Here is a 26,186-nt window from a genome sequence, read left to right as displayed (position 1 = left end):
GACGCATCGTTTAAGGAGGTGATCCAGCCGCAGGTTCCCCTACGGCTACCTTGTTACGACTTCACCCCAGTCATGAACCACACCGTGGTGATCGCCCTCTTGCGTTAGGCTAACCACTTCTGGTGCAGTCCACTCCCATGGTGTGACGGGCGGTGTGTACAAGGCCCGGGAACGTATTCACCGTGACATTCTGATTCACGATTACTAGCGATTCCGACTTCACGGAGTCGAGTTGCAGACTCCGATCCGGACTGAGACCGGCTTTCTGGGATTGGCTTACTCTCGCAAGTTCGCAACCCTTTGTACCGGCCATTGTAGCACGTGTGTAGCCCTACCCGTAAGGGCCATGATGACTTGACGTCGTCCCCACCTTCCTCCGGTTTGTCACCGGCAGTCTCCTTAGAGTTCCCACCATTACGTGCTGGCAAATAAGGACAAGGGTTGCGCTCGTTACGGGACTTAACCCAACATTTCACAACACGAGCTGACGACAGCCATGCAGCACCTGTCTCTGCGTTCCCGAAGGCACCAAGGTATCTCTACCAAGTTCGCAGGATGTCAAGGGTAGGTAAGGTTCTTCGCGTTGCATCGAATTAAACCACATGCTCCACCGCTTGTGCGGGCCCCCGTCAATTCATTTGAGTTTTAACCTTGCGGCCGTACTCCCCAGGCGGTCGACTTATCGCGTTAACTTCGCCACAAAGTGCGCTAGGCACCCAACGGCTGGTCGACATCGTTTACGGCGTGGACTACCAGGGTATCTAATCCTGTTTGCTACCCACGCTTTCGCACCTCAGTGTCAGTGTCAGTCCAGAAGGCCGCCTTCGCCACTGGTATTCCTCCCGATCTCTACGCATTTCACCGCTACACCGGGAATTCTACCTTCCTCTCCTGCACTCTAGCTTGACAGTTCCGGATGCCGTTCCCAGGTTGAGCCCGGGGCTTTCACAACCGGCTTATCAAGCCACCTACGCGCGCTTTACGCCCAGTAATTCCGATTAACGCTTGCACCCTCCGTATTACCGCGGCTGCTGGCACGGAGTTAGCCGGTGCTTCTTCTGCGAGTGATGTCTTTCCTGATGGGTATTAACCACCAGGCGTTCTTCCTCGCTGAAAGTGCTTTACAACCCGAAGGCCTTCTTCACACACGCGGCATGGCTGGATCAGGGTTGCCCCCATTGTCCAATATTCCCCACTGCTGCCTCCCGTAGGAGTTCGGGCCGTGTCTCAGTCCCGATGTGGCTGATCATCCTCTCAGACCAGCTACGGATCGTCGCCTTGGTGAGCCATTACCTCACCAACTAGCTAATCCGACATAGGCTCATCCAATAGCGGGAGCCGAAGCCCCCTTTCTCCCGTAGGACGTATGCGGTATTAGCCTGGGTTTCCCCAGGTTATCCCCCACTACCGGGCAGATTCCTATGCATTACTCACCCGTCCGCCGCTCGTCAGCGTCTAGCAAGCTAGACCTGTTACCGCTCGACTTGCATGTGTTAAGCCTGCCGCCAGCGTTCAATCTGAGCCATGATCAAACTCTTCAGTTTAAAATCATTGTGATCCTTACTCGTTACCCGAAGGTAACAAAAGCGGATCAAACTTGGCTCAAGGTTCAAACGAATTATACTGTGATACTCCGAAGAGTATCGCTGTGTTCGCCTGCCTTGATATTTGGTGACTTGTCACCCTCATCGGCAAACGCCCACATGAATTACCTGATCAAATTGTTAAAGAGCGGTTTCGCTAAAGGCTTAAAACCTTCGACTCGATGACCGGAGCCGCTTACCTCAGCGAGGAAGGCGTATTCTACGCATTTCCTGGTGATTGTCAAGGGCGTTGTTTTCGATGTGGAACGTGCGACATCCAAAACATCCAACCGCTTGATAATCCGAAGGTTTTCACCTTCACTCACCGCTGGTAACGCTTGGCGTCCCCGGCAGCGGATGCGTACTTTACGGTTTCTAATGTCCTTTGGCAAGCACTATGTTCAAAAAGTTCAAACTAAATGATAAAAAAGCGACAAGACTCATTTTATGGGTACGCCCCATAGAATAAGCCTGCCGCAAACCACCGAACAGAGTAATTAACGATTAACGATTAACGATTAATCAAATTTCAAAACCTAAACCAAAGTCTTCGCTGGAAATCGCCATAAGGCTTTCCGCTCCAGAGCGGATCATTTGGGCATGCGCCTTGGTACGCGGTAATAGGCGCTGATAGTAAAAGCGTGCTGTATTAAGCTTAGCGGCATAAAACGCTTTGTCGTCACCTTCAAGCGAAGTGGCTGCCTGCTTGGCAGCGCGAGCGAACAGGTAAGCAAGTGCTACATAACCTGAGTACATCAGGTAATCAACGCTTGCCGCTCCCACCTCCTCTCGATCCTGCATCGCCTTCATGCCAACCCCCATGGTCAGCTCGCCCCATTCGGCGTTGAGCTTAGCCAGCGGCTCGATAAACTCTTTGAGAACGGGATTGTCAGCCTCGGTCTTGCAGAACTTGTGAATTTCTTTGGTAAAGACCTTTAGCGACTCGCCTTGGCTCATGAGCACCTTACGGCCCAGAAGGTCCAGCGCCTGAATACCGGTCGTACCTTCATACAGGCGGGTAATACGCGCATCGCGCACCAGCTGTTCCATTCCCCACTCTTTAATGAAGCCGTGACCACCAAAGATCTGCACGCCTTCATTAGTGCTTTCAAAACCCACCTCGGTCAGGAAAGCTTTGACGATAGGCGTCAGCAGTCCGAGCAGCGTTTCGGCGCGCTCCCGCTCTTCACCGGGCTGGCCGTGCTCCACAATATCCAGCATCTGTGCGGCGTACAGCACCAGCATGCGACCACCTTCGGCAAAGGCTTTTTGAGTCAGCAGCATGCGACGCACGTCGGGGTGAACGATAATCGGGTCGGCGGGTTTATCAGGCGCCTGCTTGCCGGAGAGACCACGCATCTGCAAGCGGTCACGAGCGTAGCTCAGCGAATTCTGGAAGCTGGCTTCGATCAGCCCCAATCCCTGGATACCCACGCCAAGGCGCGCAGCGTTCATCATAGTGAACATGCACGCCAGTCCCTTGTTGGGCGGGCCAACCAGATAGCCGATAGCACTGTCGAAGTTCATGACGCAGGTGGCGTTACCGTGAATCCCCATTTTGTGTTCGAGCGAACCGCAGGTAACACCATTGCGCTCGCCTGGATTCCCCTGGTTGTCCGGCAGGAACTTGGGCACGACAAACAGCGAAATTCCTTTGGAACCTTCCGGAGCATCAGGTAACTTTGCCAATACCAGGTGCACAATGTTCTCGGCCAGATCATGTTCCCCTGCCGAGATAAATATCTTGGTACCTGTAATAGAGTACGCATCGGCACCCGCAGGCACCGCACGAGTCTTGATTAAGCCGAGGTCCGTACCGCAATGTGGCTCGGTCAGGCACATGGTACCGGTCCATACACCCTCGATAAGCTTGGTTAAATAAGTCGCTTTTTGCTCTTCGGTGCCGTGATGACGTAACGCATCGGCAGCACCGTGGGAAAGCCCGGGATACATCCCCCAAGCTAGATTGGTTGCACAGATCATTTCTGAGAGCATCATGGCCAGGGAGTGCGGCAACCCTTGCCCACCATGCTTAGGGTCAGCAGCCAAGCTTGGCCAGCCGCCTTCTACATACTGCTGGTAGGCTTCTTTAAAACCTTTGGGCGCTTTAACTTCACCGCCCACTAGCCGACAGCCCTCTTCATCACCGCTTTGATTAATAGGTAGCAACACTTCACGCGCAAAGCGACCGCCCTCTTCCAAAATAGCGCTGACAACGTCAGGCGATGCATCGTCCTTGGACAATGCCGCATAGTGGGCGGGGTAATCGAGCATTTCGTCCATGACGAAACGTATATCGCGCAAAGGGGCCTGATAGCTGGGCATCGCACTTCTCCTGAACAGGGGGGGCTGAAAACCTGAAAACACTATTAGAAAACGGCTTTCAAACACGTGTTTGAAAGTTAGCGCGACCTTTTCTTTGCGTCAAGCGAGCGTTTGAATTTAACCGTTTTCCAGGGCAGTTCTTTAGTCGAAGTGGCCTGTGCTTCTGGCATAAAATAAAAAAACTCGCTTGCTTTATGCAGGCGAGTTTCAGGTAATGCCTGTCAATGCGTTACTGCATGCGAATACCGCCATCCAGCCGAATCACCTCGCCATTGAGCATTGGGTTAACAATAATCTGCTCGGCTAGTTGAGCGAACTCTTCTGCCTTACCCAGCCGCTTGGGAAACGGCACGTTAGCGGCGAGCGCTTGAACAGCTTCCTCAGGAATTTCACTCATCATGGGCGTTTCAAAAACACCCGGTGCAATGGCCATTACGCGAATAGCGTGCCTGGAAAGTTCTCGCGCAGCGGGAAGGCTCATACCCACCACACCCGCCTTGGACGCACTATAAGCACACTGACCTACCTGCCCATCAAAGGCAGCGATTGAAGCCGTATTAATAATGACACCACGCTCGCCACTATCATCCGGCGAATTTCTAGACATGGCAGCGGCCGCCAGGCGCATGATGTTAAAAGTGCCTACAAGATTGATATTGATCGTTCTAGCGTAGCTCACCAGGTCGGCTGGATTTCCGTCACGATCCACCAGTTTGGCCACGCTCACCACGCCCGCACAATGAATAACGCCGGAAAGTCCTCGCTCGCCTCCCAGCGCAACAGCGGTATCAAACACCTGCTGCATCTGTTCTGCTGAGGTAATATCAGCCTGGCAGACTTTTGCCCTCTCCCCCAGCCGGGCAGCAAGGTCAGTTACCCCATCATTTAAGTCACACAGCACAACCTTGGCACCCGCTGCAGCCAAACGCTCAGCGGTAGCGGCCCCCAGCCCTGAGGCGGCGCCGGTAATCAAAAAAGTACGCTCCTTTACCTGCATAATGGCTCTCCCTTGGTTGATTACTTGTTATGGCTGGCTTGTTCAGCCGCTTGAGCACGCAATTTGAAACGCTGGATCTTGCCGCTAGGCGTTTTAGGTAACTCATCGACGAACTCGATGACCCGAGGGAACGCATGGGCAGATAGACGTTCACGTACCTGCTGTCGAATTGCCTCAGCCAGCTCATTGCTTGGCTCGTATCCTTCACGAAGCACAATGTAGGACTTGATCACCTCGCCGCGAAGCTCGTCAGGCTGACCGACCGCCGCTGATTCCGCCACGGCAGGATGCATCATGACACTATTCTCCACATCGGTAGGACCTACCCGGTAGCCAGCAGTGGTAATGATGTCATCATCGCGGCCTGCAAACTGGAACGAACCATCTTCATTACGGATCACTACATCGCCGGTCAGGTAATAGCCTTTCACAAAGGGATTTTTCTCTTGCCAGGTATACCCTTGGAAAAAGTGCGCTGGCGAATGTTCGATGTTCACGGCCAGCACGCCCGGCTCTCCCGCCGGCAGCTCGTTATACTCTGCGTCAAGAATGGCTAGACGATAGCCCGGCAAAGGCACACCCATGCCGCCTACATGCTTGGGATGATCAAGGGTGTGATGATTGTTGCAGGTCATGCCCGTTTCGGTCTGCCCGTAATGGTCCATGACTGAACAGCCCAGCGATTTTTCGACCCAATTGACCACTTCAGTATTTAACGGCTCGCCCGCCGAGCTGGCGGCGCGCAGCGCCAGCGTTTGATGGGCATTATCGAACAACCCGGACGCCTTCATTAAACGGTAGGCTGTAGGGGCTGCCGCAAAATTGGTGATCCGATGGCGCTTCATGAAATCCAGCGCTCCTTCGGCACTAAACCCGGCTTCACAGAAGTGCGTAGTTACACCTAGCAGCAGCGGCCCGGTAATAGCGTAGTAAAGGCCATACGCCCATCCGGGGTCCGCCATATTCCAGAAGCGATCATCGCCACGCAGGTCGACGGCAAGCTCCATATACAGTGCAAAGGCGGTCATTGCCGAAAGCGGCACGGCCACTCCCTTGGGCTTACCCACGGTACCTGAAGTAAACATCTGCAAAAAAGGCTGAGAGGGATCAAGGCGAGGCGGCTCGGCACTCATTGGTGCATGTGCCAAGGCAGCCTGCCAATCCAGATCATGTGGATGCTCACCGCTCGCCCCACCCACCGCGAGTATGGGCGGGCACTGGCTCAAGCCATCAAACTTATAACGGTTGGCGTGATCGGTAATCACCAGCTTGGCATCTGCCCGGCTCAACCGGTAATCCACCGCATCAGGCCCAAAGGCCGTAAATAGTGGCTGATACACGCCACCTATCCGCCAGGTAGCCAATACCGCTATCAGCAATGCGCCTGAACGAGGTAGCATGCAGGCGATGCGATCCCCCTCTATCAAGCCTTGCGCGACCATCCAGCCCGCCAGTTTGCTGCTCTGTTCATCCAGCTCGGCATACGTCAGGGTGTGCGTTACGCCTTGGGTATCCTCATGAATCAGCGCTAGCACTTCACCGTGGCTCGTTCGTACGTGGCGCCCGCAGCATGCCTCAAAAGCATTGAGCAAGCCGTCCTGAAGATCATCCAGCCGGGCAACCATCTGATCGATTGAGAAATGCGCAAGATAATCCGAATAACCGGGAAGTGGCGTCGCTGTCATGATGGCTCTCTTGTGTTGTTGGTAATGAGCAGTCTTGCAACAGGAGGGGTAAAGTTTTACGTCATACGCGCACTGATTTCAGTTTACGTTAACGGAACCCCGCAGATAATCTCAACGCTAAAAGCAATCCGCAGTAAGCGCAAGTTATCTACCGCGTTGAAGGGTTATACGTTGGTCGAGGGAATATACAGGCGAGTCGCTGGCAGCAAATATCTATTTACTACTGCCAGGAAAAAGCATTGGGGGCGTCAGGCAGATTGCTTAAAGAACAGCGCTTAGCGCGCCATGATCATTCCCACCAGCTCATCAGCTAAGTCATCGGGGGTTCGCGACCCGTTAGGGTCATACCAGCGTACAGTCCAGTTCAGAGCGCCTAGAATAAATCGTGAAACGAGAAAGCGATCACCGTGAATCAGCCCGGCTTGTAGGGCCCCATCAATTACTTCTACCCATAAAGCCTCATAGGCGTCGCGCAAATGGCTAAGATGTGCGCTAGCAGCCGGATCCAGCCGGCGCCATTCAAAAAGTGCCACCACATGAGCGTTACGGTCAGCAAACAGGGTTTCCAGATGGGCACGAGCCATTGCCCGCAATCGTGCCTCGGGTTCGGCAGGGCATTGCTCTATCGATCGACGGGCGATGACCAGGGCATTGTGTGTGCCCTCTTCAATGACAGCCGCAAGAATTTCCTGTTTATCTTTAAAATGGTGAAACAGGCTGCCTGACTTGATGCCCATCTCTTGTGCCAGCATGCGCACGGTAGTGCGATCAAACCCTTCCTGAACGAATAGCTGGGCAGCCAGCCGTGTCAGCTCCTTGCGGCGAGGTGATTCATTCATTACATTCATATCATTCACACTAGCGCTTGCTTGGTTATTCAGGAGAAAACCACAGCCTTTGCAGTGGGTCAACGCATCGCTGGTCACTTCACACGATAATCACAATAAATCTGAGGAGTTAGTCCATGAGCACCGCAACCGACATCGTGTTTCTCGCCGCCACGCGCACACCAATGGGGGGCATGATGGGCAGCTTATCCACCATGAGCGCCCCTGAGCTTGGTGCGGCTGCCATTAAGGAAGCCATTAAGCGAGCGGCCATCGAACCCGGCGTTATTGATGAAGGCATAATGGGCTGCGTTCTACCAGCCGGTGCCAAACAGGGGCCTGCTCGCCAAGCCATGCGCCAGGCGGGCATTCCGGATGCGTGCGGCGCCACCACTATCAACAAGCTATGCGGTTCAGGCATGAAAGCAGCCATGCTCGCCCATGACCTGATTAAAGCGGGCAGCGGTGAGATTCTTCTAGCCGGCGGCATGGAGTCGATGTCGAATGCGCCCCATGTACTTACCAAGGCACGTGGCGGCTATCGGCTGGGACATGGCGAACTCAAGGACCATATGTTTCTGGATGGCCTGGAAGACGCTGAAACAGGCAAGCTGATGGGCGTATTTGCCCAGGATATTGCAACCCAGCGCGACTACACACGCGAGCGACTGGATGATTTCGCGATTGCTTCGCTTGAGCGCGCTATGGCGGCTACTAATGCCGGCCACCTAGCGGCTGAAATGGCCCCTGTCACGGTATCCACGCGCCAGGGCGAAACGCTGGTTGAGCACGACGAGCAGCCGTTTCAGGCAAAGCCGGACAAAATCCGCCAGCTGCGACCAGCGTTTGCTAAAGACGGCACGATTACCGCCGCCAATGCCAGCTCGATTTCCGATGGCGCCTCGGCACTTATTCTGGCAAGCCAGGCCGCGGCAGAACGGCATGGCCTGAAACCGCTAGCCAAGATGCTGGGGCACGCCACCCACTCACGTCATCCCAGCGAGTTTACCATTGCCCCCGTAGGCGCCATTGAAAAGCTGATGAAAAAGCTTAACTGGAGAGTAAGCGACGTTGATCTCTTCGAAATCAATGAAGCCTTTGCCGTGGTTACCCTGATAGCAATGGATGACCTGGGGCTACCCCATGACAAGGTTAACGTCTTTGGCGGCGCCTGCGCCCAGGGACATCCAATTGGCTCAACCGGCTCGCGCATTATTGCTACGCTGATTCACGCATTGCGCACTAAAGGCGGTAAACGGGGCATCGCCAGCCTGTGTATTGGGGGCGGAGAAGCCACCGCGGTTGCCATAGAGCTCGTTGACTGAACCGCACCGCGCATCTATCAGCGCCTCTTTAAGGAGGCGCTGATAGATACTTGCTTACCCAAACCGTCCGGTAATGTAGTCGTGGGTGCGCTGGTCCTGAGGGTTGGTAAATATCTGGTCTGTTGTATCGACCTCAACCAGATCTCCCATATGGAAGAACGCGGTGCGGTCAGCCACCCGGGCGGCCTGCTGCATGTTGTGAGTAACCATTACGATGGTATAGCTCTCACTCAGCTCATCAATCAATTGCTCCACCTTGGCAGTGGCAATAGGATCAAGTGCCGAGCACGGCTCATCCATCAGGATAATATCGGGGCTTACCGCGACCGTACGCGCAATACACAAGCGCTGCTGCTGGCCCCCCGACAGTCCCGTACCGGGCTTATCCAGACGATCTTTCACTTCCTCCCAGAGCCCCGCGCGACGCAGACTACTCTCGACGATATCATCAAGCTCCGCCTTGCGCCGGGCCAAGCCGTGCAGACGTGGTCCGTAGGCGATGTTTTCGTAGATCGACTTCGGGAACGGGTTGGGCTTCTGGAACACGATGCCTACCTGAGCGCGGAGCAATACTACGTCGCGGTCCGGGGCATAGATATCGTTTTGATCCAGCGTGATCTTGCCCTCGACCCGGCAGATATCGATGGTGTCGTTCATGCGGTTCAGGCAGCGTAGAAAGGTCGATTTACCGCAGCCGGACGGGCCGATAAACGCCAGCACCTCGTTTTCATAGATATCCAGATCAATGCCGTTGATGGCTTGCGCATCACCGTAGAAGACTTTGACGTCCTGGGCATTCATCTTCACCTTGTCCTTGGCTTTGCTTACACGGCTCTCGCCACTGCCAACGCTTACTGAAGATGTTGCCATGGGCTGTGCAGGAATATTCACTTACCACCTCGTCTCGAATTTTTTACGCAACCAGATCGCCAACGCATTGAGGCTTAGCATCAAGCCTAGCAGCACAATAATGGCCGCTGAAGTGCGCGCTTCAAAGAAATTACGCAGCTCGTTACCCTGCCACAGGTAGATCTGAACCGGCAGTGCGGTTGACTGTTCAAGCGGCGTGCCCGGCACGTTAGCCACAAACGCATTCATGCCAATCAGCAACAGTGGCGCGGTCTCGCCCAACGCCTGGGCAACGCCCAGAATGGAGCCGGTTAAGATACCGGGCAGCGCCAATGGCAGTACATGATGAAATACCGTTTGCACCCTTGATGCACCAATCCCCAGTGCCGCCTGACGAATGGAGGGCGGAATGGAGCGCAGCGACGCCCGGGTCGCAATAATAATGGTCGGCAGAGTCATTAGCGTCAGCACCAGGCCACCTACTAACGGCGCCGACAGGGGCAGCCGTAAATAGCCGATAAAGATCGACGCGCCTAGCAAGCCAAACACGATAGAAGGCACCGCCGCCAGGTTGTTGATGTTGATTTCAATCAGGTCGGTCAGGCGGTTTTTAGGCGCAAACTCTTCCAGGTAAATCGCGCTTGAGACACCCAGCGGCACCGATAACCCAATCACCACCACCATCATGAACAGCGACCCCATAAACGCCCCGGCAAGACCGGCCGATGCCTGCGAGCTGCGCGAGTCGGTGTTCAAAAACAGCGAGGTGCTGAACGCGTTACTAATAACGCCCTGCTCTTCAAGCTGGTCTGCCCAGGTACGCGTTTGCGCGCTTAACTGCTGGCGGGCATCCGGTAGGTCGCGATCAATATTGCCCTTGATCCATACGTCTACGTTGGCACTGGCCAGCATCTTGAGTTCGACTGTTTGACCAAGTAGCGCAGGATCTTCGACAAACCGGTCGCGTAGCGCATAGCGTTCACCTGACGTTACCAGCGCTCGCAAGTCTCTTAACTGGCGCGGCTCAACCTCTTCACCCAGAGCCTCTTCCAACGCGTTATCAATCAGCGTTTGCCAATTGACCAGCCCGGCACGGGTCAGCCACTGAGAGTAGCGCTCGTTAAAGGCAAACTGGCTCTCGCCGCTTTCACGTTCAGGCTTTGGCTCTAGCTGAACCACCTCAGGATCAAAATAGACATCCATGTAGAACGTTGCTTGCCAGAACGCGGGCACCCCGCGCATTAAAATGCTTACAAACAGGATAGCGACCAGCGTCATGCCGGTAACAACCGCCATCAACCCCATTCGCCGGAAGGCGTTTTCCTTGCGATGCCGCTTCGCCAGCGATTTTTCAATCGTCATAAGCCGATGCTGACGACGCTGCTCAATCGATATGGACATGGTCACTTACTCGTATTGCTGGCGATATTTGCGCACTACTACCAGTGCGATGACGTTTAACCCTAATGTGATGACAAAAAGGGTTAGACCGAGGGCAAATGCAACCAGCGACTGCGGACTCGCAAAATCCATATCCCCTGTCAATTGGTTGACGATGGTGACGGTAATGGTCGAAACGGCCTCAAAGGGATTGGCATGCAGCACGGGGTTATTACCGGCAGCCAGCACCACGATCATGGTTTCACCAATTGCTCGGCTCGCCGCCAGCAAAAAGGCGCCCACGATGCCAGGGAGTGCGGCTGGCAGCACTACCTGACGAATCGTTTCTGATTTGGTCGCCCCCAAGCCAAGCGCGCCGTCCCGAAGTGATTTAGGTACCTGGGTAATAATGTCGTCAGAGAGAGAGGAGACGAACGGAATGATCATAATCCCCATTACCAAGCCCGCCGTCAGTGCGCTGGTCGTGCGAATATTGATACCGATAAGATCGCCGACGCTCGACAGGAACGGCCCCACCACAATCAGCGCGAAAAAGCCGTAAACGATGGTTGGTATACCTGCCAGAATTTCGATCACAGGCTTGGCCACGTTACGCAGCCACGGGGGCGCGTATTCTGCCATGTAAATGGCGGTCATTAGGCCCACAGGAATGGCGACCAGGAGCGCGATGGTACTTACCATCATCGTTCCCCATAAAAGCGGCAACAAACCAAAATCACCCTGGCTTGAAGCACCCGCCGTGCTAAATCGGGGATTCCAGACCGTGCCAAAAAAGAACTCTGCGGGACTAATAAAGCTAAAAAAGCGGAGCGCCTCACCGAGCATGGAAAGCACAATACCAATGGTGGTAAAGATGGCTACTGCTGAGCTTGCCGCCAAGGCAAACATGATAACGCGCTCTACCTGGTTACGGGCACGCCAATTAGGTGAGATGCGACGTCGGGCGAAAATCAGACCGACTACTACCAGCACGGCCATCAAGGCAACCAGGCTAAAGTTCTCAATGGTCTGAAGCCTTGCCATGTGCCCCGCTGCGGCTAGCTCTTCAGGGCTCCCCCCACCGGAGACTCCCTGTTCGTTGGCCAGGGCGGTTACACGACGCAACAAGGTTTGTAACTCACGATCACTAAGCCCTGCCACCAGATCGGCTGGCAACTGCTGAGTGACCAGCATATCGATTAACTGCGGCGCCAAAAATGACCATAACAAGAATATGGCAAGCGCAGGTAATCCACACCAGAGGGCTACCAGCACGCCATAATAACCGGGCCGAGAATGCATCCGTACATCATGCTCTGCCGCAACCGCGCGACTGCGTGTCAAGCCCAGGTGGTATGCCAAGGCCATCATTACCAGCAGCGTGGCTATCAAGGCAAGGTTGCTCATTATTTCTCCGCCTTTGACTTCCTACGTTTAAACGCCAGCATCAACTATGCGATGCTGGCGCAAAAACAGACTTGATTAACTTAAAAACCTGAACCGTTCAGCTTACTCGCCAGTGGCTACCGTGCGAGACTGAAACTGCTCCAGCGCTTCGGCGCGCTCTTCTTCATCCATGGGAATCAAGCCAGCGTCTTCCAGCGGGCTGCCGTAGCCAGAAGTCATTTCGTTCAGGAAGAATTCAGTGTATTCAGCCAGACCAGGAATCACATCCAGGTGCTCGCCTTTCACGTAGAAGAACAGCGGACGAGAAACCGGGTACTCGCCAGAACCGATGGTTTCCAAGCTCGGCGTTACGCCATCAACGGTTGCAACTTGCAGACGGTCACGGTTCTGGTCGTAGAAGCTCAGACCGAAAACACCTACCGCGTCTTCCTGAGCATCCAGGCGAGCCAGCGTTTCAGTGTAGTCGCCAGCGATCTCTACGATACGGCCGTCGCCACGCAGGTTGTTACAGGCGTCGTCTTCCACTTCGGCTACGGTATCGCAGCCTGGGTGTACGACTTTCTCTTCGAATACTTCACGGGTACCGTGGTTGGAAGCCGGGATGACCAGTACGATTTCCTGATCCGGCAGGCTGCTATCGATTTCAGACCAACGGGTGTAGGGGTTAGCAACTAGCTCGCCATCCTGCGGCAACTGGGCAGCGGCTGCCTTGAATACGTGCTCAGGTGTCAGGGCAAACTCGGCACGATCAAGACGCGAGGCAAATACAATGCCGTCATAGCCGAATTTCACTTCAAGAATTTCGTTAACGCCGTTCTCACCACAGCTTTCGATTTCGCCGCTGCGGATAGGGCGCGAGGCATTAGCGATATCGATAGTGTTTTCGCCAACGCCTTGGCAGAACTGACGAAGACCGCCGCTTGAACCACCAGAACCAACGACCGGCGTGTTGAACTCAGAGTAAGTATTACCGAACTCTTCCGCTACGATACTTGCAAACGGCAGCACGGTAGAGGAGCCAGCAATCTGGATAGTGTCACGAGCCATGGCGGCGGTTGAGACACTGGCGGCGAGACCGGCTACTACTGCAACACTTAGCATCTGCTTTTTCACGTCGTGTTCCCCTTTGGTTTGATATTCGGTTAGCCACTGCTTACCGAAAATTTGGCCGTCTGGCCTTCCACAAAGAGGAGTTTGCACACAAACGATTGCAGAAATATGACAGTCGAAAAAATCTTGCTGTAAGGCCCTAACGGTCTACAGCAACAGTGCAATAGCTGCCGCTGAACATAGCCCAAGGGAGGCATATTGAAGCATGCGCCTATCAAGACGATGGGCAATTTTATCAGCGACCAGGTTACCGAGTAACACGGCGGGCAGCAGGGTAAGTGCCACCTGAAAGTGCCATAGATGCACCTGTTCGGCGATCGCCAGCGTGGCCAAGGTGAGCAATGAAGTCACAATAAAGAAGGCAGCGAGACTACCCCGCATGCGATCGGGTGGGAAGCCATGCATCAAAAGCACCATGGGTGGACCCCCAATGGCCGCTACAGTGCCAAAAATCCCCGACAGCACTCCCGCCATCAAAAGCGTTATGCGGTTCACCGGCAGTTTGAAACGACATAGCGTTACCAGCACGGCAAACAGCACGATAGCCGCAATCAGCTTTTCAAGTATTACCATGGGCGCGGCCAACAGCAGCCAAACGCCCAGCGCATTGCCGGGTAGCCGCCCGATCAACGCCACTCCTATCGCATCAAAGCGGATTTCATGCCAGTAGTGGCGCACCATTAAAAGTGAAATGGTCAGCCCGAAAAGAACTAGGACCACCGGCACCAGCCGCGGCTCCAGCATCAATAAGAGCGGCGCGCCCACCACAGCCAGACCGAAACCGGTAGCTCGCTGTACAAAAGCGCCCAGCGCCAGCACGGCTGCGCACCCTGCCCAGGTAGCTGGCGGCATATCAAGCCAAGTAAAAACGCTATGCATAGCCTGTAGGTTTTACCGTCAGTAGGCGCACGCCGACATTACCCAGCACAGATGCTCCCAGCATGGTCAGCACCATGGGCCACAGGTGCGCCACTTCAAACGCCCCAACCAGAAAGCCTGCCAGCGCCCCACAGCTGAATTGAATTCCTCCCAGCAGCGCTGTTGCGGTAGCACTGATATGCCCAAAGTGGTCAAGCAGCGAGGAGATTGCATTAGGGGTAATAAGGCCAATCATCCCGGTAAACAGCATAATCAGCGGCACCACCGTATACAGCGTCGCCATATTCAGCGAGGTAACCAGTACAAGGCCTAGCGCGGCCACAAGCTGTACGGTTAATCCCAATCGCAGATTCTGCTGCGGTGTGCGCTTGCGCAACAGGTGAATGTTGACCCGGTTGGAGAGTGCAATCACCACAACGTTGACGCCAAACACCAGCGGATAGATGCCGGGTGATAGCCCAAAGTAATCTAGGTAAATAAAGGGTGACGCCGTCACAAAAGCGAAAAGCCCGGCAAACGAAGCGGCAACAGCACAGATATACCCCATTCCCTCCCGATGGCGCAGTACGCTGGCGTAATTTCTGATCACCTGCCGAGGTGAAGCCGCGGGCAGCGTCATATCACGGGTTTCTGGCAGTCGTGTGCCCAAGAGCCAGAGTAAAAAACCGGCATATACGGCAAGGAACACAAAAATCAGCCACCAGCCAGCAATATGCAACAGTACACTTCCCACCGCTGGAGCTACCAAAGGCGCCAACATCATGATCATAGCCATAGTGGACATCACCTTGGCAGCTTCACGGCCACTAAAGCAGTCTCGCACGATAGCGGCAGAGTTAACGACGCAGGCGCCGCCCCCCAGAGCCTGAAGAAAACGCCAGACTAGCAGCGTAGCCAGGCTATCGGCGGTCGTGATCATCAGGCTGGTCAGCATAAATACCGCCAATCCTCCCAACAGTACCGGCTTGCGCCCTACCCGATCAGAAAGCGGGCCAAAGCAGAGCTGGCCAATCGCGAAGCCCAGCAAAAATATGCTGATGGAAAGCTCGGTATGATGAATGCTGGCATTAATGGAGTCCGCTAGCACGCCAATGGCGGGCAGATAGGCATCAATCGCAAACGGGGCAAGCGCCGTATTGGCTGCAACCAACAAGGCGACCCGGCGAGGGCTGAGTTCCATGAGGTTCCTTGAGTTATTCGGCAATCATCAAGCGAAGCTAATGATAGATAGGCCGCTAATAATACAGTTACTGCATAAATTTAGCACTGCACACGCTAAAAACTGCAACATAACCTGCTTAACCTTTGCCTCATAAGCCCTTTCTAATACTGATCCTTGGGGGACATTTATGAGCGTTAACGCATTGAAAAATTTCTCATTACGCTGGTTAAGTCTATCGGCGCTAGTGTTGGTCGCGCTATGCGTGCTGATGTTTGCATTTTTAACCTGGAAAGTAATGCAACAAAGCCAACATGACTTGACTGCGCTTGAGCAGGTTAACGTTCAACAGTCATCATCGCTCAACCGGCTGCATATTGCAGGGCTTGAAGGACTACATCGTCTGGATCGAGCGTTGGAGCGGCAGTTACGCCCTTCTCTAGGCGACCCCGCAGAGGCGCTTCAGGCGGTTGAAAACGAGCTTTCTGAAATGGCGATGTCACTGACCAGTTTCCTTGAGGCAACTGCCAATACTTCCTATGAAACGCGGCGCGACGCTATTGAACAGCAGGCACAATCACTTATCACCACCATGCATGAACAACTAAAAGCCGTACAGACGGGTGATCGCGGCGGTTATCGACAGTTAACGCTGGATGCATTGGCACATAGCCAGGCATTTAGCGAGGAAGCCCGTACCTTTTACCAACTGGCCGACCGCCAGGGTATCGATCTAATGACCCGGGCAGAAAACCGAGCGCAATCTATCGGGCAATTGCTGTTGCTGGGGATAGGCCTGGCTTTTGGGTTCCTTGGTTTGATGGCCTGGATAGGACAGCGTCATATTTTGCTGCCTATTAATCGTTTGATCAGCCATTTTCGCACCATGGCCGGGGGCGATTTAAGCGTTGCGGTCCCCCAGCAGGGAAATAATGAAATAGGCCAGCTCTATCAGGCGCTTGACCATATGCAGCGGGCATTAATTGACACCGTTTCAGAGCTGCACGGCAATAGCCGCCATATTTTCGATAGCGCTCAACGTCTGGCGTTAGGCAATGAAGATTTGGCCATTCGTACCCGCCAGCAAAATGCGTCTCACGAAGCGACCGCCGCCAACCTGGATGAATTGACCGAGAACGTGGCCACCACGGCGGGTTACGCCGCAGATGCTACTCAGTTGACCTCAATGGCTGCCGCGCAGTCGAAGGAAGGCAGCCAGACCATGGCCGACTTTCTCACGACCATGCAAGAAATCCATACGCGGTCCAAAAAGGTTGACGAAATTGTCAACGTTATCGATGCCATCGCGTTTCAAACCAATATTCTAGCCTTGAATGCCTCCGTTGAGGCCGCACGCGCGGGTGAGCAAGGTAAGGGCTTTGCGGTAGTGGCCGGTGAAGTGCGCGGGCTCGCCTCACGTAGCGCAGAAGCTGCACGTCAGATTCAAACCCTGCTAGCCACGTCAGCCAGCAGTATTGAACGCGGTCACACACTATCGAATCAGGCAAGCCAGGGCATGCAAGCCATTGTGGCATCAACCGAACAAGCCAATAGCCTCATGCTACAGATTGCCGATGCTGCCATGGAGCAGCATCAGCATATAGAGCACCTGAATAAGACCCTGCACGAACAGACGCAGGTGAACCGGGCCAATGCTTGCCAGGTTGAAACGACAGCAAAAGATGCGATGTCACTTGAAGCCGCCGCGGAACGCATGCGTGAACAGGCAGCACGCTTTAAGGTCGCCAACACTATGGCCTGCGACGATTTTGTTTGGCAGGCGGCACCGGAGGAACATCCATCGGATAATATTCAGCACGCTCAAGCCTTGCTACAGTAAGAGACCATTTACGCAAGGAGCACTGCATGGCCACTAGCTTACTGACCCAACTTAAAGAAATGACGTCGGTTGTCGCTGACACCGGCGACCTTGAAGCCATTCGTCGTTTTGCGCCTCAGGATGCAACCACCAACCCTTCACTGATACTCCAGGCAGCTCAACAGGAGCAGCGCCGGGCACGCCTTGCCGTTATTGCCAAGGAAAGCACCGATATTGATGATGCAGCTGACCGGGTGGCCGTTGAGATCGGTAGTGAAATCAGTGAACTGGTGCCAGGTTATGTGTCAACGGAAGTCAGTGCCCGCCTCTCTTTTGATCGTGATGCCACCATCGCGCGTGCGCATTCGCTAATTGAACGCTATGCCCAGAAAGGCGTTGGTGCAGAACGTATTCTGATCAAGATGGCGTCCACCTGGGAAGGCATTCAGGCGGCACAACAGCTTGAGCGTGAAGGCATCCGCACCAACCTTACGCTGCTGTTCGGTTTTGCCCAGGCGCAGGCATGTGCCGATGCCGGGGTGACCCTGATCTCCCCCTTTGTCGGCCGCATTCTGGATTGGCATAAGGCGCGCAAGCCCGACGCCGACTTTTCCGGTGACAACGACCCGGGCGTGCAGTCGGTGAAGCAGATCTACAACTACTACAAGGGGCATGGCTACGCCACCATTGTGATGGGCGCAAGCTTTCGCAATATTGGTGAGATTCAGGCACTGGCCGGTTGTGATAGGCTAACCATTTCCCCGGCGCTGCTTAACGAGCTTGATGAGCAGCAAGGCGAACTGCCACGCAAGCTGACCCCCATGGGGGCTAGCAGTTCAAAAGCCGAAACGCTGACGCAGGGCGATTTTCGCTGGGCCATGAACGAAGATGAAATGGCATCTGACAAGCTGGCGGAAGGTATCCGCAAGTTCATGGCAGATCAGCGCCAGCTGGAAACGCTCCTAGAGACGTTACGCAAAGCGTGATGTGCTATCAAAGAGACAGGATATAAAGACGTAAAGATGCGAAAGCCCTAGTAAGGGCTTTCGTGTTGAGGTTCGATGTTTTGTGCTTCCAGCATTTCCACCAGCGGTTGAAACTGCTCGCGATTATGCTCATTCATATGCATCAGGATACGGTGCGCTTCAAGAATACGCTCGCGCAGCCCTACTTCGTCTGCGGGCTCCTCGGGTAGCTCAATCAGTGCATCATTGAGTACCGAGCTTTGCTGAAGCGGTGCTTCCATTAGCGTAAAAAAACGCGCAAACCCCATCACATCAAGCATTTTTCGAACATCGGGGTTATCAGCAATAATCGTGGGTGGATGTACCAACCGCCCTCTCACCGCCATGGCGACCTTAGCCAGAAAACCCAGCGCGGTTGAGTCAACGTTCGTTGCTTCCCGCAGGTCAATCATGACGGCACGCAACCCCGGCGTTTCGGCAAGACGCTGCGCCTGGGAATCAAGCGTTGTGCAAAGCGTTAGGCGCACATCACCACACAATTTTAGGACAAAAACACCAGAGTCGAACGCCGCCTTGATACGGCCTTCTTCAATCAGCATGACCAAATCCGCTCACCATCATGATTGTCAGATCATCGGGTAAAGCATCGCGGTCTTGGTTCGCCTCATCAATTGCGCCTCCTTCTGCCAGGAGCGCATTTGTTTTGGCTAGCCGGTCGCGCAACTGCTCAAGCGTGACACTTTCGCTTACTAATTGCTCAAGTTCCTTGAGCCGCGTGTCGAGCGTTTTACCCGGCAAGCATTCCAATACACCGTCTGAACACAGCCATAAACGAAATTCAGCCGGTAAAGCACAGCTGAGCGAAGGATACTCTATATCCGGGAAAAGACCTACCGGCATTCCCTCTCCTTCAAGCCGAACGAGCTTGCCGTTGGCGGCCAATAAAGGCATCGGCAGCTGTGCGCCGAGCGAATAGTGAAGGGTATACGACTGATGGTCAATAACCCCGACAAACAGGGTTGCATGTTTACCGATGTCAGTTCCCTGCAACTCTCGGTTCATGGCGGCCAGCCAATTAGGCGCCAACTGCTCTGGCTGCTGACCATCCCACTCATGAAGCCAGCGGTTACACAGGTACTTCAAGAGCACTGTCACAAATGCTGAAGACGCTCCATGCCCCGAAACGTCGGCAAAGTAGAAAGTACTGTAACGCTCGTTATAGCGCTGGTAGTCAAGAAAATCACCGGACAAATAAAGCGAGGGTGCAAACCAGTAATCATAATAGACGTTATTGATTACCTTGGGGCGTGCTGGCAATAGTCGCCTTTGAATATGCCCTCCGCTCTGCTGATCCATACGCAATAACGCAAGATGTGTCTCCAAGCTCTCATTCAACTCCGCAAGCCGTTCATGGTCACGGTCGCGCTCAATTGCCAGCGCATTTAACTCGATAGCTTTACGGATCATTCGCCGCAGCAGTTCAGCATGGCGCAGTGGATGCACAATGTAGTCGACAAGGCCTACATCAATCGCCTTGATCAGATCAGCATCTTCACGGGAATCGCTGACCACCAAGGTAGGCAGGCGGCCAGCCAACTGTGACCACTGCTGACGCGGTACCGAATGCGCATGGGCTACAATCAGAGCGGTTTCTGCAGGCAGGTGGTCAATATCAGCTGCCGCGAATACCCACATGTCATCACAGGTGATCGCTTCTGCCAACGCGTTACGCTCCGGACCCGGCTCGTCGATCACCGCAATCAGCTGCTTGGAATGATCCATGTTACGCCTCAATCGGCAAAATCGTCGTCACTAAAGTCGCTATCGTCGAAGTCAAAGCTGTCCATTGCAAATGGATCATCGCCTAACTGGCCATCGTTAATTTCAAACTGGCGGCGCTGCAGGAAAGCATCGCGTATAAACCGGTACCGATCCCCCTGAATCAGGTCTTCCTGGTCGAGCAGGCCTGCACGAATATCAACGACATTGAGTGCCATCAGCCCCAGCCGGGTAGCATCATCTTCAATATAAAACGTTGGGTAAGAAGCCATATCCGCGGGCAACCCGGTGGTATCACGCAACGTACTGGGTCCTAACAAGGGCAAGACCAGGTAACGCGAGTCCTCCCATCCCCAAGCGGCCAGCGTTTGCCCGAAATCTTCATCGTCTGCGGTGATTTCCATCAGCGTTGCGTAATCGAGCAGTCCGCCAATACCCACCGTTGTGTTGATCAGAAACCGAGAGGTGGCAAGTCCCGCATTGGCAGGTTTGCCCTGAAGCAGGCTATTGATGACCGTGCGTATTTCCCCCAAGTTGGAAAAGAAATTGCCAATGCCGGTTTGCACGGGGTCAGGTGTCACGGTGCGATAGCCTTTTGCCACAGGCTTTAATGCATAACGGTCCAGCACATCGTTAAATACAAACACCCGGCGGTTAAAGCCTTCCCAGGGATCTTCCGGGTGCGCCTCTTGCGCCATTTGCGTACTGGCACAGCCGCTAGCTGCCAGCGTGGTAAGCAGCATGACAGGCAGCGCTGCCTTAGGCATGGAGATAGTGTGCTTCTGCCTGGCTAGTAACCGCAGCATGATCTTTCCTCTTGTAAAACCTGAATGCTATAACTGGCGCCGAACTACGACGCTACCAGCGCTGTAACCTGCGCCGAAAGAACAGATCACGCCGATATCGCCTTTCTCCAACCCACTGCGGCGCAGGTGAAAGGCAATAATGGAACCTGCCGAACTGGTATTAGCGTAGCGGTCCAGAATAATCGGCGCTTGCGCTTCGCTCGGCTCAAAGCCCAGCACCTTGCGCGCGATAAGATCGTTCATATGACGATTTGCCTGGTGCAGCCACATTGTCTTGAGATCGCTTCCCGATAGCTCAAGCGATGCCAGATGCTCGACAATCAGCTTGGCGACCATGGGGCACACTTCCTTGAAAACCCGACGCCCTTCCTGCACAAACAACTTGTCGAGCGCCAACGGATCGCTGTCCGTCACGCGGTTTAAAAACCCGGCATTATTACGAATGGCGTTGGAAAACTGGGTAATCAGGCGTGTGCCTAGAATTTCAAAGCGTTCATCACTAACGGCTTCTGCGCTATTTTCTAATACCACTGCAGTACAAGCATCGCCGAAAATAAAGTGGCTGTCACGGTCTTGAAAGTTTAAATGTGCCGAACAGATCTCGGGATTGACCACCAGCGCACGTTTTATACGGCCAGATGCAATCGCATTGGCAGCCGTTTCCAGAGCAAAAGTAGCGGAGCTGCAGGCAACGTTCATATCAAACCCGTAGCCGCTCGTGCCCAACGCCTGCTGCACTTCCACGGCCACCGCCGGGTAGGCTCTTTCCAGATTGGAACAGCCCACGATTACCAGGTCGATATCTTTAGCCGCAACCTTGGCATTATCCAGCGCCTGGCGAGCAGCGGCAGTGGCCATTTCACACTGGATGGAAGGTTCGTCATTTTGCCGTTGAGGTAGCCGGGGCCGCATACGCTCGGGGTCAAGAATCCCTTCAGCGTCCAATACATAACGGCTTTTAATACCCGAGGCTTTTTCAATGAACTCGCTGCTTGAATGGGCTAATGGCTCACGTTCGCCCCTGGCGATTTCAGCGCTATATCGCGCATTCTGGTTATCCACCCATGTATTAAATGCGCCGACCAGCGCCGCATTATCGATGGCGTGCTCCGGCGTATAAAGCCCCGTGCCGGTTATCACCACATCATTCATGCCTATCTCCTCTAAGCGGCTTACTGCCCATTATCGCTATTGGGACCCAGGACCCGGCTTATGGTTACTGTGTGCGTTATTGGAATGTTTTACCAGTCGCTGTCTAAACGCTAATTATCTCTTGCCAACGTTTTTCAAGACGTTTAGCCGATACCGGCATCAGCGTGCCCAACTGCTGAGCAAACAGCGATACGCGAAGCTCCTGCAACCACCAGCCAAATTCCACCAGTTCAGGATCTTCTACACGGCCGCGTCGTTCGCTTTTACGCCTTGCATCAAAGCGCGCTTCAAGCGCTTGAACGTCATGCATCATCATTTGGTCGCGCCCCCGCTCTCGGGCGGCTTTTTCAAGTCGAATAAGCGCGGCTTCCGTGTAACGGGGATACTCCGTCAGCCATTTCCCGGCATCGCGAATGAAGCCAGGATAGACCAACCGCTGCATCTGTGCGCTGATATCGCTATAGGCCAAAGCAAGCGCAAAGTTGAGCTTGCCTTTGAGTACTTTGCTGACTGCCAGATGCCCTTTTAATGCTGCTTCAACCTTTTTTAAAAGTGACGTGGCATGTTCAACAAGCTCTGCCTTAGTGGTTTCCAGACGCGTGACAAGCTCAGCAGAAGAACGCGGTAGCGGATGCTGGGCCACCACCTGGGTAAATACGGCCAGCAGCAAGTCATCTATCAGTTCCTGCTTGCTGCCTACCTTGGCAAATAGAAGTGCGCACTTCTCCACCCCAGGCAAGCGCTTGATCAGCTTCACCTGGTCGGGCTGTTTAGCGATAGCCAGGCGGGCGACGCCCTCCTGGTGCGCCGCCAAGGCTTTCGCAGGATGATCAAACAGCGCTACCTTGAACTCATTGGCATCAGCCACCAGGGCAGGATACGCCTCGACACGAATCCCTGCCTGGGTAGTCACACGAGATTCCGGCAGCGGCTCGTCTGGCAAGCCTTCAAGCGCCGGCGCCTGGTTTGCCTGCTCGGCCAATGCCTGGGCGCCGGCGCTGGCGGCGGCTTCAAAGCGTTTTTCAAGGGCTCTTACATCACGCCCTTGGCCAAGTAGTTTTCCAGCATGGTCAACCACGCGAACGTTCATTGTCAGATGCGGTTCAAGCAAATCCAGTCGCCAATCATCGGGGTGTACCCGCGTGCCGGTTCGTCGGCGAATGAACTCGCCCAGCGCTTCGGTTAACGGCCGCTGGTCAGGTACCAACGTTTCCAGCGCAGCGTCCACCCAGTCGGGGATGGGGACCACCTGACGACGAATGCTTTTAGGCAACGATTTTAATAGCGCAATACACTTTTCGCGTAAAAGCCCTGGGACCACCCATTCCAGGGCATGCACCGGCAGTTGCGGCAGCATGGCTGCTGGCACGGTCAGCGTCACACCATCATCTTCCGCATTGGGATCAAAATGATAACTCACCGGATACGCGACGCCAGCAAGCGTTAGATGATCAGGGTATTGCGCCTGGGTAACGTCGGCGGCATCGCGTGCTTTGAGCGCTTCAATATCGAAGTGCAAAAGCGTGGGCGTTTGACGCTCCGCCTGTTTGCGCCAGTGCTCGAAACCTGTGCCGTTGACAATATCGTGAGGAACTCGCTCATCGTAAAACGCATACAGGGTTTCTTCATCGACCAGAATATCGCGCCGACGGGCACGATCTTCCAGCGCCTCTACTTCATCAATCAGCGCACGGTTATGGGCGAAGAAAGTGCCCTGAGTCGTGAACTCGCCCTCCACCAGAGCGCGGCGAATAAACAGCTCGCGTGATTCTTGCGGGGCAATCGGCCCGTAGTGCACGCGGCGACGTGCGACAATCGGCAACCCAAACAGTGTCACCTGTTCAAACGCCACTACTTGCGCACGCTTTTGCTCCCAGTGGGGTTCGCTATAGCTACGTTTAACCAGATGCTGAGCTTGGGGTTCTATCCATTGCGGGTCGATCTTGGCGACGGTGCGCGCGTAAAGCTTGGTGGTTTCAATCAGCTCAAACGCCATGACCCACTTGGGGGATTTCTTGGCAAGCCCTGAGCCTGGGTGAATCATGAACTTGCGATTGCGCGCGCCCAGATACTCGCGGTTTTCCAGCAGCGTGCCAAGGTTCGATAACAGTCCTGATAGCAGCGCCTGATGTAACTTTCCAGAGGTTTTGCGCCGCGCTTGGCGCGCTTGTTCCTCGCTCTGCTCATCATCTTTCGGCAGCGGCGCAGGAACTTCTATGTCCATGTCACGTAGCAACTGTCTGAGCTGACGGAAGGTATCGTGCCACTCGCGCATGCGCAGGTAGTTAATATAATGTTCGCGGCACCAGCGGCGCAGCTGATTGCCCGATAGCGCTTCGCGGGCATTCTCAATACCGTGCCATAAATTGAGTAACGCCACAAAATCAGAATCAGGGTCATGCCAGCGCTGGTGCGCTTGATCAGCTGCCTGGCGTTTGTCTGCCGGGCGGTCACGCGGGTCCTGAATGGCCAGCGCTGAAACCACTACCAGCACATCGCGCAAGCTACCACGCTCGGCACCGGCCAGTACCATGCGCGCCAAACGCGGGTCAATGGGAAGCTTGGCCAGCTTGCGGCCAAGCGGACTCAGGCGGTAACCTTCATCCACCGCCCCCAGTTCAAACAGCAGTCGGAAACCATCTTTTACAAACCGGCTATCCGGTGGATCAACGAACGGAAACGCCTCGATATCGCCAAGTTTAAGCGCCAGCATGGAGAGAATGACCGACGCTAGGTTGGTACGCTGAATCTCGGGGTCGGTAAACCCAGGCCGGGAAAGAAAATCCTCTTCATCGTAAAGGCGAATGCATACGCCTTCTGCCACCCGTCCACAGCGCCCCTTACGCTGGTTGGCGCTTGCCTGGCTAACCGGCTCGATAGGCAGACGCTGAATCTTGGCCCGATAGCTGTAACGGCTGATACGCACCAGGCCTGGATCAATAACATAGCGAATGCCTGGTACCGTCAGCGAGGTTTCCGCCACGTTAGTGGCCAGTACAATGCGCCGGCCGCGATGGGCGGTGAATACTCGGTTTTGCTCCTCATTGGAGAGCCGTGCGTAAAGCGGCAGAATTTCCGTGCCCTTCAAGTCCGCCCGGCGCAGAGTATCGGCCGTTTCTCGAATTTCGCGCTCGCCAGGTAGAAACACCAGCACGTCACGCGGGCCATGCAGCCAACCCTTTTCACGCTCGATGGCTTCGATCTCGTGAACCGCATGCAGGATCCCCTCTTGTAACGTGCGGTCCTCTTCGTCGTCTTCAGCACGTACCAGAGGCCGATAGTGCACCTCCACCGGATAAGTACGCCCTGACACCTCGACAACCGGGGCTGGCACGTCTGGCGTGCCAAAATGTGCAGCAAAGCGCTCCACATCAATCGTGGCAGAAGTGATAATGACTTTCAGATCAGGACGCCGAGGTAGCAGCCGCTTAAGGTAGCCCAGCAGAAAGTCGATATTCAGGCTGCGCTCGTGCGCCTCATCAATAATGATGGTGTCATAGCGCAGCAGCAGCGGGTCGTGCTGGGTTTCGGCCAGCAAGATACCATCGGTCATCAACTTGATCAGCGTGGTGGGACTACTCTGGTCAGTAAAACGCACCTGATAGCCCACCTGATCGCCCAACGGCACTTCAAGCTCTTCGGCCAGGCGCGAAGCCACACTACGCGCTGCCAGCCGGCGGGGCTGGGTATGGCCAATCAGGCCTTTACGTCCTCGGCCTAGTTCCAGGCACATCTTGGGCAGCTGGGTAGTTTTACCCGAGCCGGTTTCACCGGCGACAACCACTACCTGATGGTCACGAATGGCGGCCAGAATATCCTCACGGCGTTCAACGACTGGCAGCTCGGCAGGATAGTTGAACGTGACCTTCAGCGCTTCACGCTGATTGAACACCTGTTGAGCACGCTGGATCTCGCGCTGCACCTCGTTGACACCATGATCAATAGGCTTTGCATCGCGCACGCGCCGCGCAAGCCCTGCTACACGCCGCTCCAACCTTTGAGCGTCGCGCAGCATGACATTGCCCAATGCTTCTTTTAGGGAAGCAAGGCGTTGGCGGTCGTTGAGATCGGAAGGCGTATCAGTGGTCACGTTAGGCTCGGTTTCCATTGGTTATTTAAAAAAGCAGGGATGCCAATCG

At 54.6% G+C, this 26,186-nt stretch carries 18 protein-coding genes and 1 rRNA gene; 3 read left to right on the top strand and 16 right to left on the bottom strand.

The window, feature by feature from the left end; genetic code table 11:
- Positions 1–11: 11 nt before the first annotated feature.
- The 5 genes from ELY25_RS14595 to ELY25_RS14575 all read right to left on the bottom strand — a co-directional run bounded on the left by ELY25_RS14595 (position 12) and on the right by ELY25_RS14575 (position 7,429).
- A 16S ribosomal RNA gene (locus ELY25_RS14595) occupies positions 12–1,544 on the bottom strand.
- A 561-nt stretch (positions 1,545–2,105) separates the two neighbouring features.
- Entirely contained in the window at positions 2,106–3,908 is a 1,803-nt protein-coding gene (locus ELY25_RS14590; protein ID WP_126951995.1) for an acyl-CoA dehydrogenase C-terminal domain-containing protein, read from the bottom strand.
- 229 nt (positions 3,909–4,137) lie between these two features.
- Positions 4,138–4,905 (bottom strand): SDR family NAD(P)-dependent oxidoreductase, encoded by a 768-nt coding sequence (locus tag ELY25_RS14585; protein WP_126951994.1) that lies wholly within the window; start codon positions 4,903–4,905, stop codon positions 4,138–4,140.
- Positions 4,906–4,925: 20 nt separating this feature from the next.
- Positions 4,926–6,590: an AMP-binding protein gene (locus ELY25_RS14580; protein WP_126951993.1), complete on the bottom strand. Its 1,665-nt coding sequence runs from the start codon at positions 6,588–6,590 to the stop codon at positions 4,926–4,928.
- A gap of 275 nt (positions 6,591–6,865) precedes the next feature.
- On the bottom strand, positions 6,866–7,429 hold the full coding sequence (locus ELY25_RS14575; RefSeq protein ID WP_126951992.1) for a TetR/AcrR family transcriptional regulator: 564 nt from the start codon (positions 7,427–7,429) through the stop codon (positions 6,866–6,868).
- Between the two features lie 125 nt (positions 7,430–7,554).
- Between ELY25_RS14575 and ELY25_RS14570 the strand changes: the two genes are divergently transcribed.
- Positions 7,555–8,742: an acetyl-CoA C-acyltransferase gene (locus ELY25_RS14570; protein WP_126951991.1), complete on the top strand. Its 1,188-nt coding sequence runs from the start codon at positions 7,555–7,557 to the stop codon at positions 8,740–8,742.
- Between the two features lie 54 nt (positions 8,743–8,796).
- Here ELY25_RS14570 and pstB read toward each other — a convergent pair whose 3' ends face one another.
- The 6 genes from pstB to ELY25_RS14540 all read right to left on the bottom strand — a co-directional run bounded on the left by pstB (position 8,797) and on the right by ELY25_RS14540 (position 15,547).
- Positions 8,797–9,612, bottom strand: coding sequence for a phosphate ABC transporter ATP-binding protein PstB (pstB, locus tag ELY25_RS14565; RefSeq protein WP_126952000.1), 816 nt, complete (start codon positions 9,610–9,612; stop codon positions 8,797–8,799).
- A gap of 21 nt (positions 9,613–9,633) precedes the next feature.
- Positions 9,634–10,992, bottom strand: a complete 1,359-nt coding sequence (gene pstA / locus ELY25_RS14560) for a phosphate ABC transporter permease PstA (RefSeq protein WP_126951990.1) — start codon at positions 10,990–10,992, stop codon at positions 9,634–9,636.
- Positions 10,993–10,998: 6 nt separating this feature from the next.
- On the bottom strand, positions 10,999–12,378 hold the full coding sequence (pstC, locus tag ELY25_RS14555) for a phosphate ABC transporter permease subunit PstC (protein WP_126951989.1): 1,380 nt from the start codon (positions 12,376–12,378) through the stop codon (positions 10,999–11,001).
- Between the two features lie 102 nt (positions 12,379–12,480).
- Positions 12,481–13,491, bottom strand: a complete 1,011-nt coding sequence (locus ELY25_RS14550) for a substrate-binding domain-containing protein (protein WP_126951988.1) — start codon at positions 13,489–13,491, stop codon at positions 12,481–12,483.
- Between the two features lie 144 nt (positions 13,492–13,635).
- Positions 13,636–14,340, bottom strand: a complete 705-nt coding sequence (locus tag ELY25_RS14545; protein WP_422822388.1) for a sulfite exporter TauE/SafE family protein — start codon at positions 14,338–14,340, stop codon at positions 13,636–13,638.
- 19 nt (positions 14,341–14,359) lie between these two features.
- Positions 14,360–15,547 carry a multidrug effflux MFS transporter gene (locus tag ELY25_RS14540; protein ID WP_126951986.1) on the bottom strand — a complete coding sequence of 396 codons (1,188 nt, stop codon included), beginning with the start codon at positions 15,545–15,547 and terminating at the stop codon, positions 14,360–14,362.
- A 169-nt stretch (positions 15,548–15,716) separates the two neighbouring features.
- Between ELY25_RS14540 and ELY25_RS14535 the strand changes: the two genes are divergently transcribed.
- Positions 15,717–17,366 (top strand): methyl-accepting chemotaxis protein, encoded by a 1,650-nt coding sequence (locus ELY25_RS14535; RefSeq protein ID WP_126951985.1) that lies wholly within the window; start codon positions 15,717–15,719, stop codon positions 17,364–17,366.
- A 26-nt stretch (positions 17,367–17,392) separates the two neighbouring features.
- On the top strand, positions 17,393–18,331 hold the full coding sequence (tal, locus tag ELY25_RS14530) for a transaldolase (RefSeq protein WP_126951984.1): 939 nt from the start codon (positions 17,393–17,395) through the stop codon (positions 18,329–18,331).
- A 47-nt stretch (positions 18,332–18,378) separates the two neighbouring features.
- Here tal and ELY25_RS14525 read toward each other — a convergent pair whose 3' ends face one another.
- The 5 genes from ELY25_RS14525 to hrpA all read right to left on the bottom strand — a co-directional run bounded on the left by ELY25_RS14525 (position 18,379) and on the right by hrpA (position 26,155).
- Complete coding sequence (locus ELY25_RS14525; RefSeq protein WP_126951983.1) at positions 18,379–18,909, bottom strand: STAS domain-containing protein; 531 nt, start codon at positions 18,907–18,909, stop codon at positions 18,379–18,381.
- Complete coding sequence (locus ELY25_RS14520) at positions 18,899–20,092, bottom strand: PP2C family protein-serine/threonine phosphatase (protein WP_126951982.1); 1,194 nt, start codon at positions 20,090–20,092, stop codon at positions 18,899–18,901. Before ELY25_RS14520 ends, ELY25_RS14525 begins: the two co-directional genes overlap by 11 nt.
- Positions 20,093–20,100: 8 nt before the next feature.
- A complete protein-coding gene (locus ELY25_RS14515) occupies positions 20,101–20,895 on the bottom strand; it encodes an MlaA family lipoprotein (RefSeq protein WP_126951981.1) in 795 nt (264 codons plus the stop codon).
- Positions 20,896–20,922: 27 nt separating this feature from the next.
- Positions 20,923–22,047 (bottom strand): beta-ketoacyl-ACP synthase III, encoded by a 1,125-nt coding sequence (locus ELY25_RS14510; protein ID WP_126951980.1) that lies wholly within the window; start codon positions 22,045–22,047, stop codon positions 20,923–20,925.
- Between the two features lie 103 nt (positions 22,048–22,150).
- On the bottom strand, positions 22,151–26,155 hold the full coding sequence (gene hrpA, locus ELY25_RS14505; RefSeq protein ID WP_126951979.1) for an ATP-dependent RNA helicase HrpA: 4,005 nt from the start codon (positions 26,153–26,155) through the stop codon (positions 22,151–22,153).
- Positions 26,156–26,186: the final 31 nt, after the last annotated feature.

It is taken from the genome of Vreelandella populi (genome assembly GCF_003989825.1).
Classification (GTDB): Bacteria; Pseudomonadota; Gammaproteobacteria; order Pseudomonadales; family Halomonadaceae; genus Vreelandella; species Vreelandella populi.
Note: the sequence above shows the minus strand (reverse complement) of the source record. Positions and strands in the feature narration are given on the sequence as shown.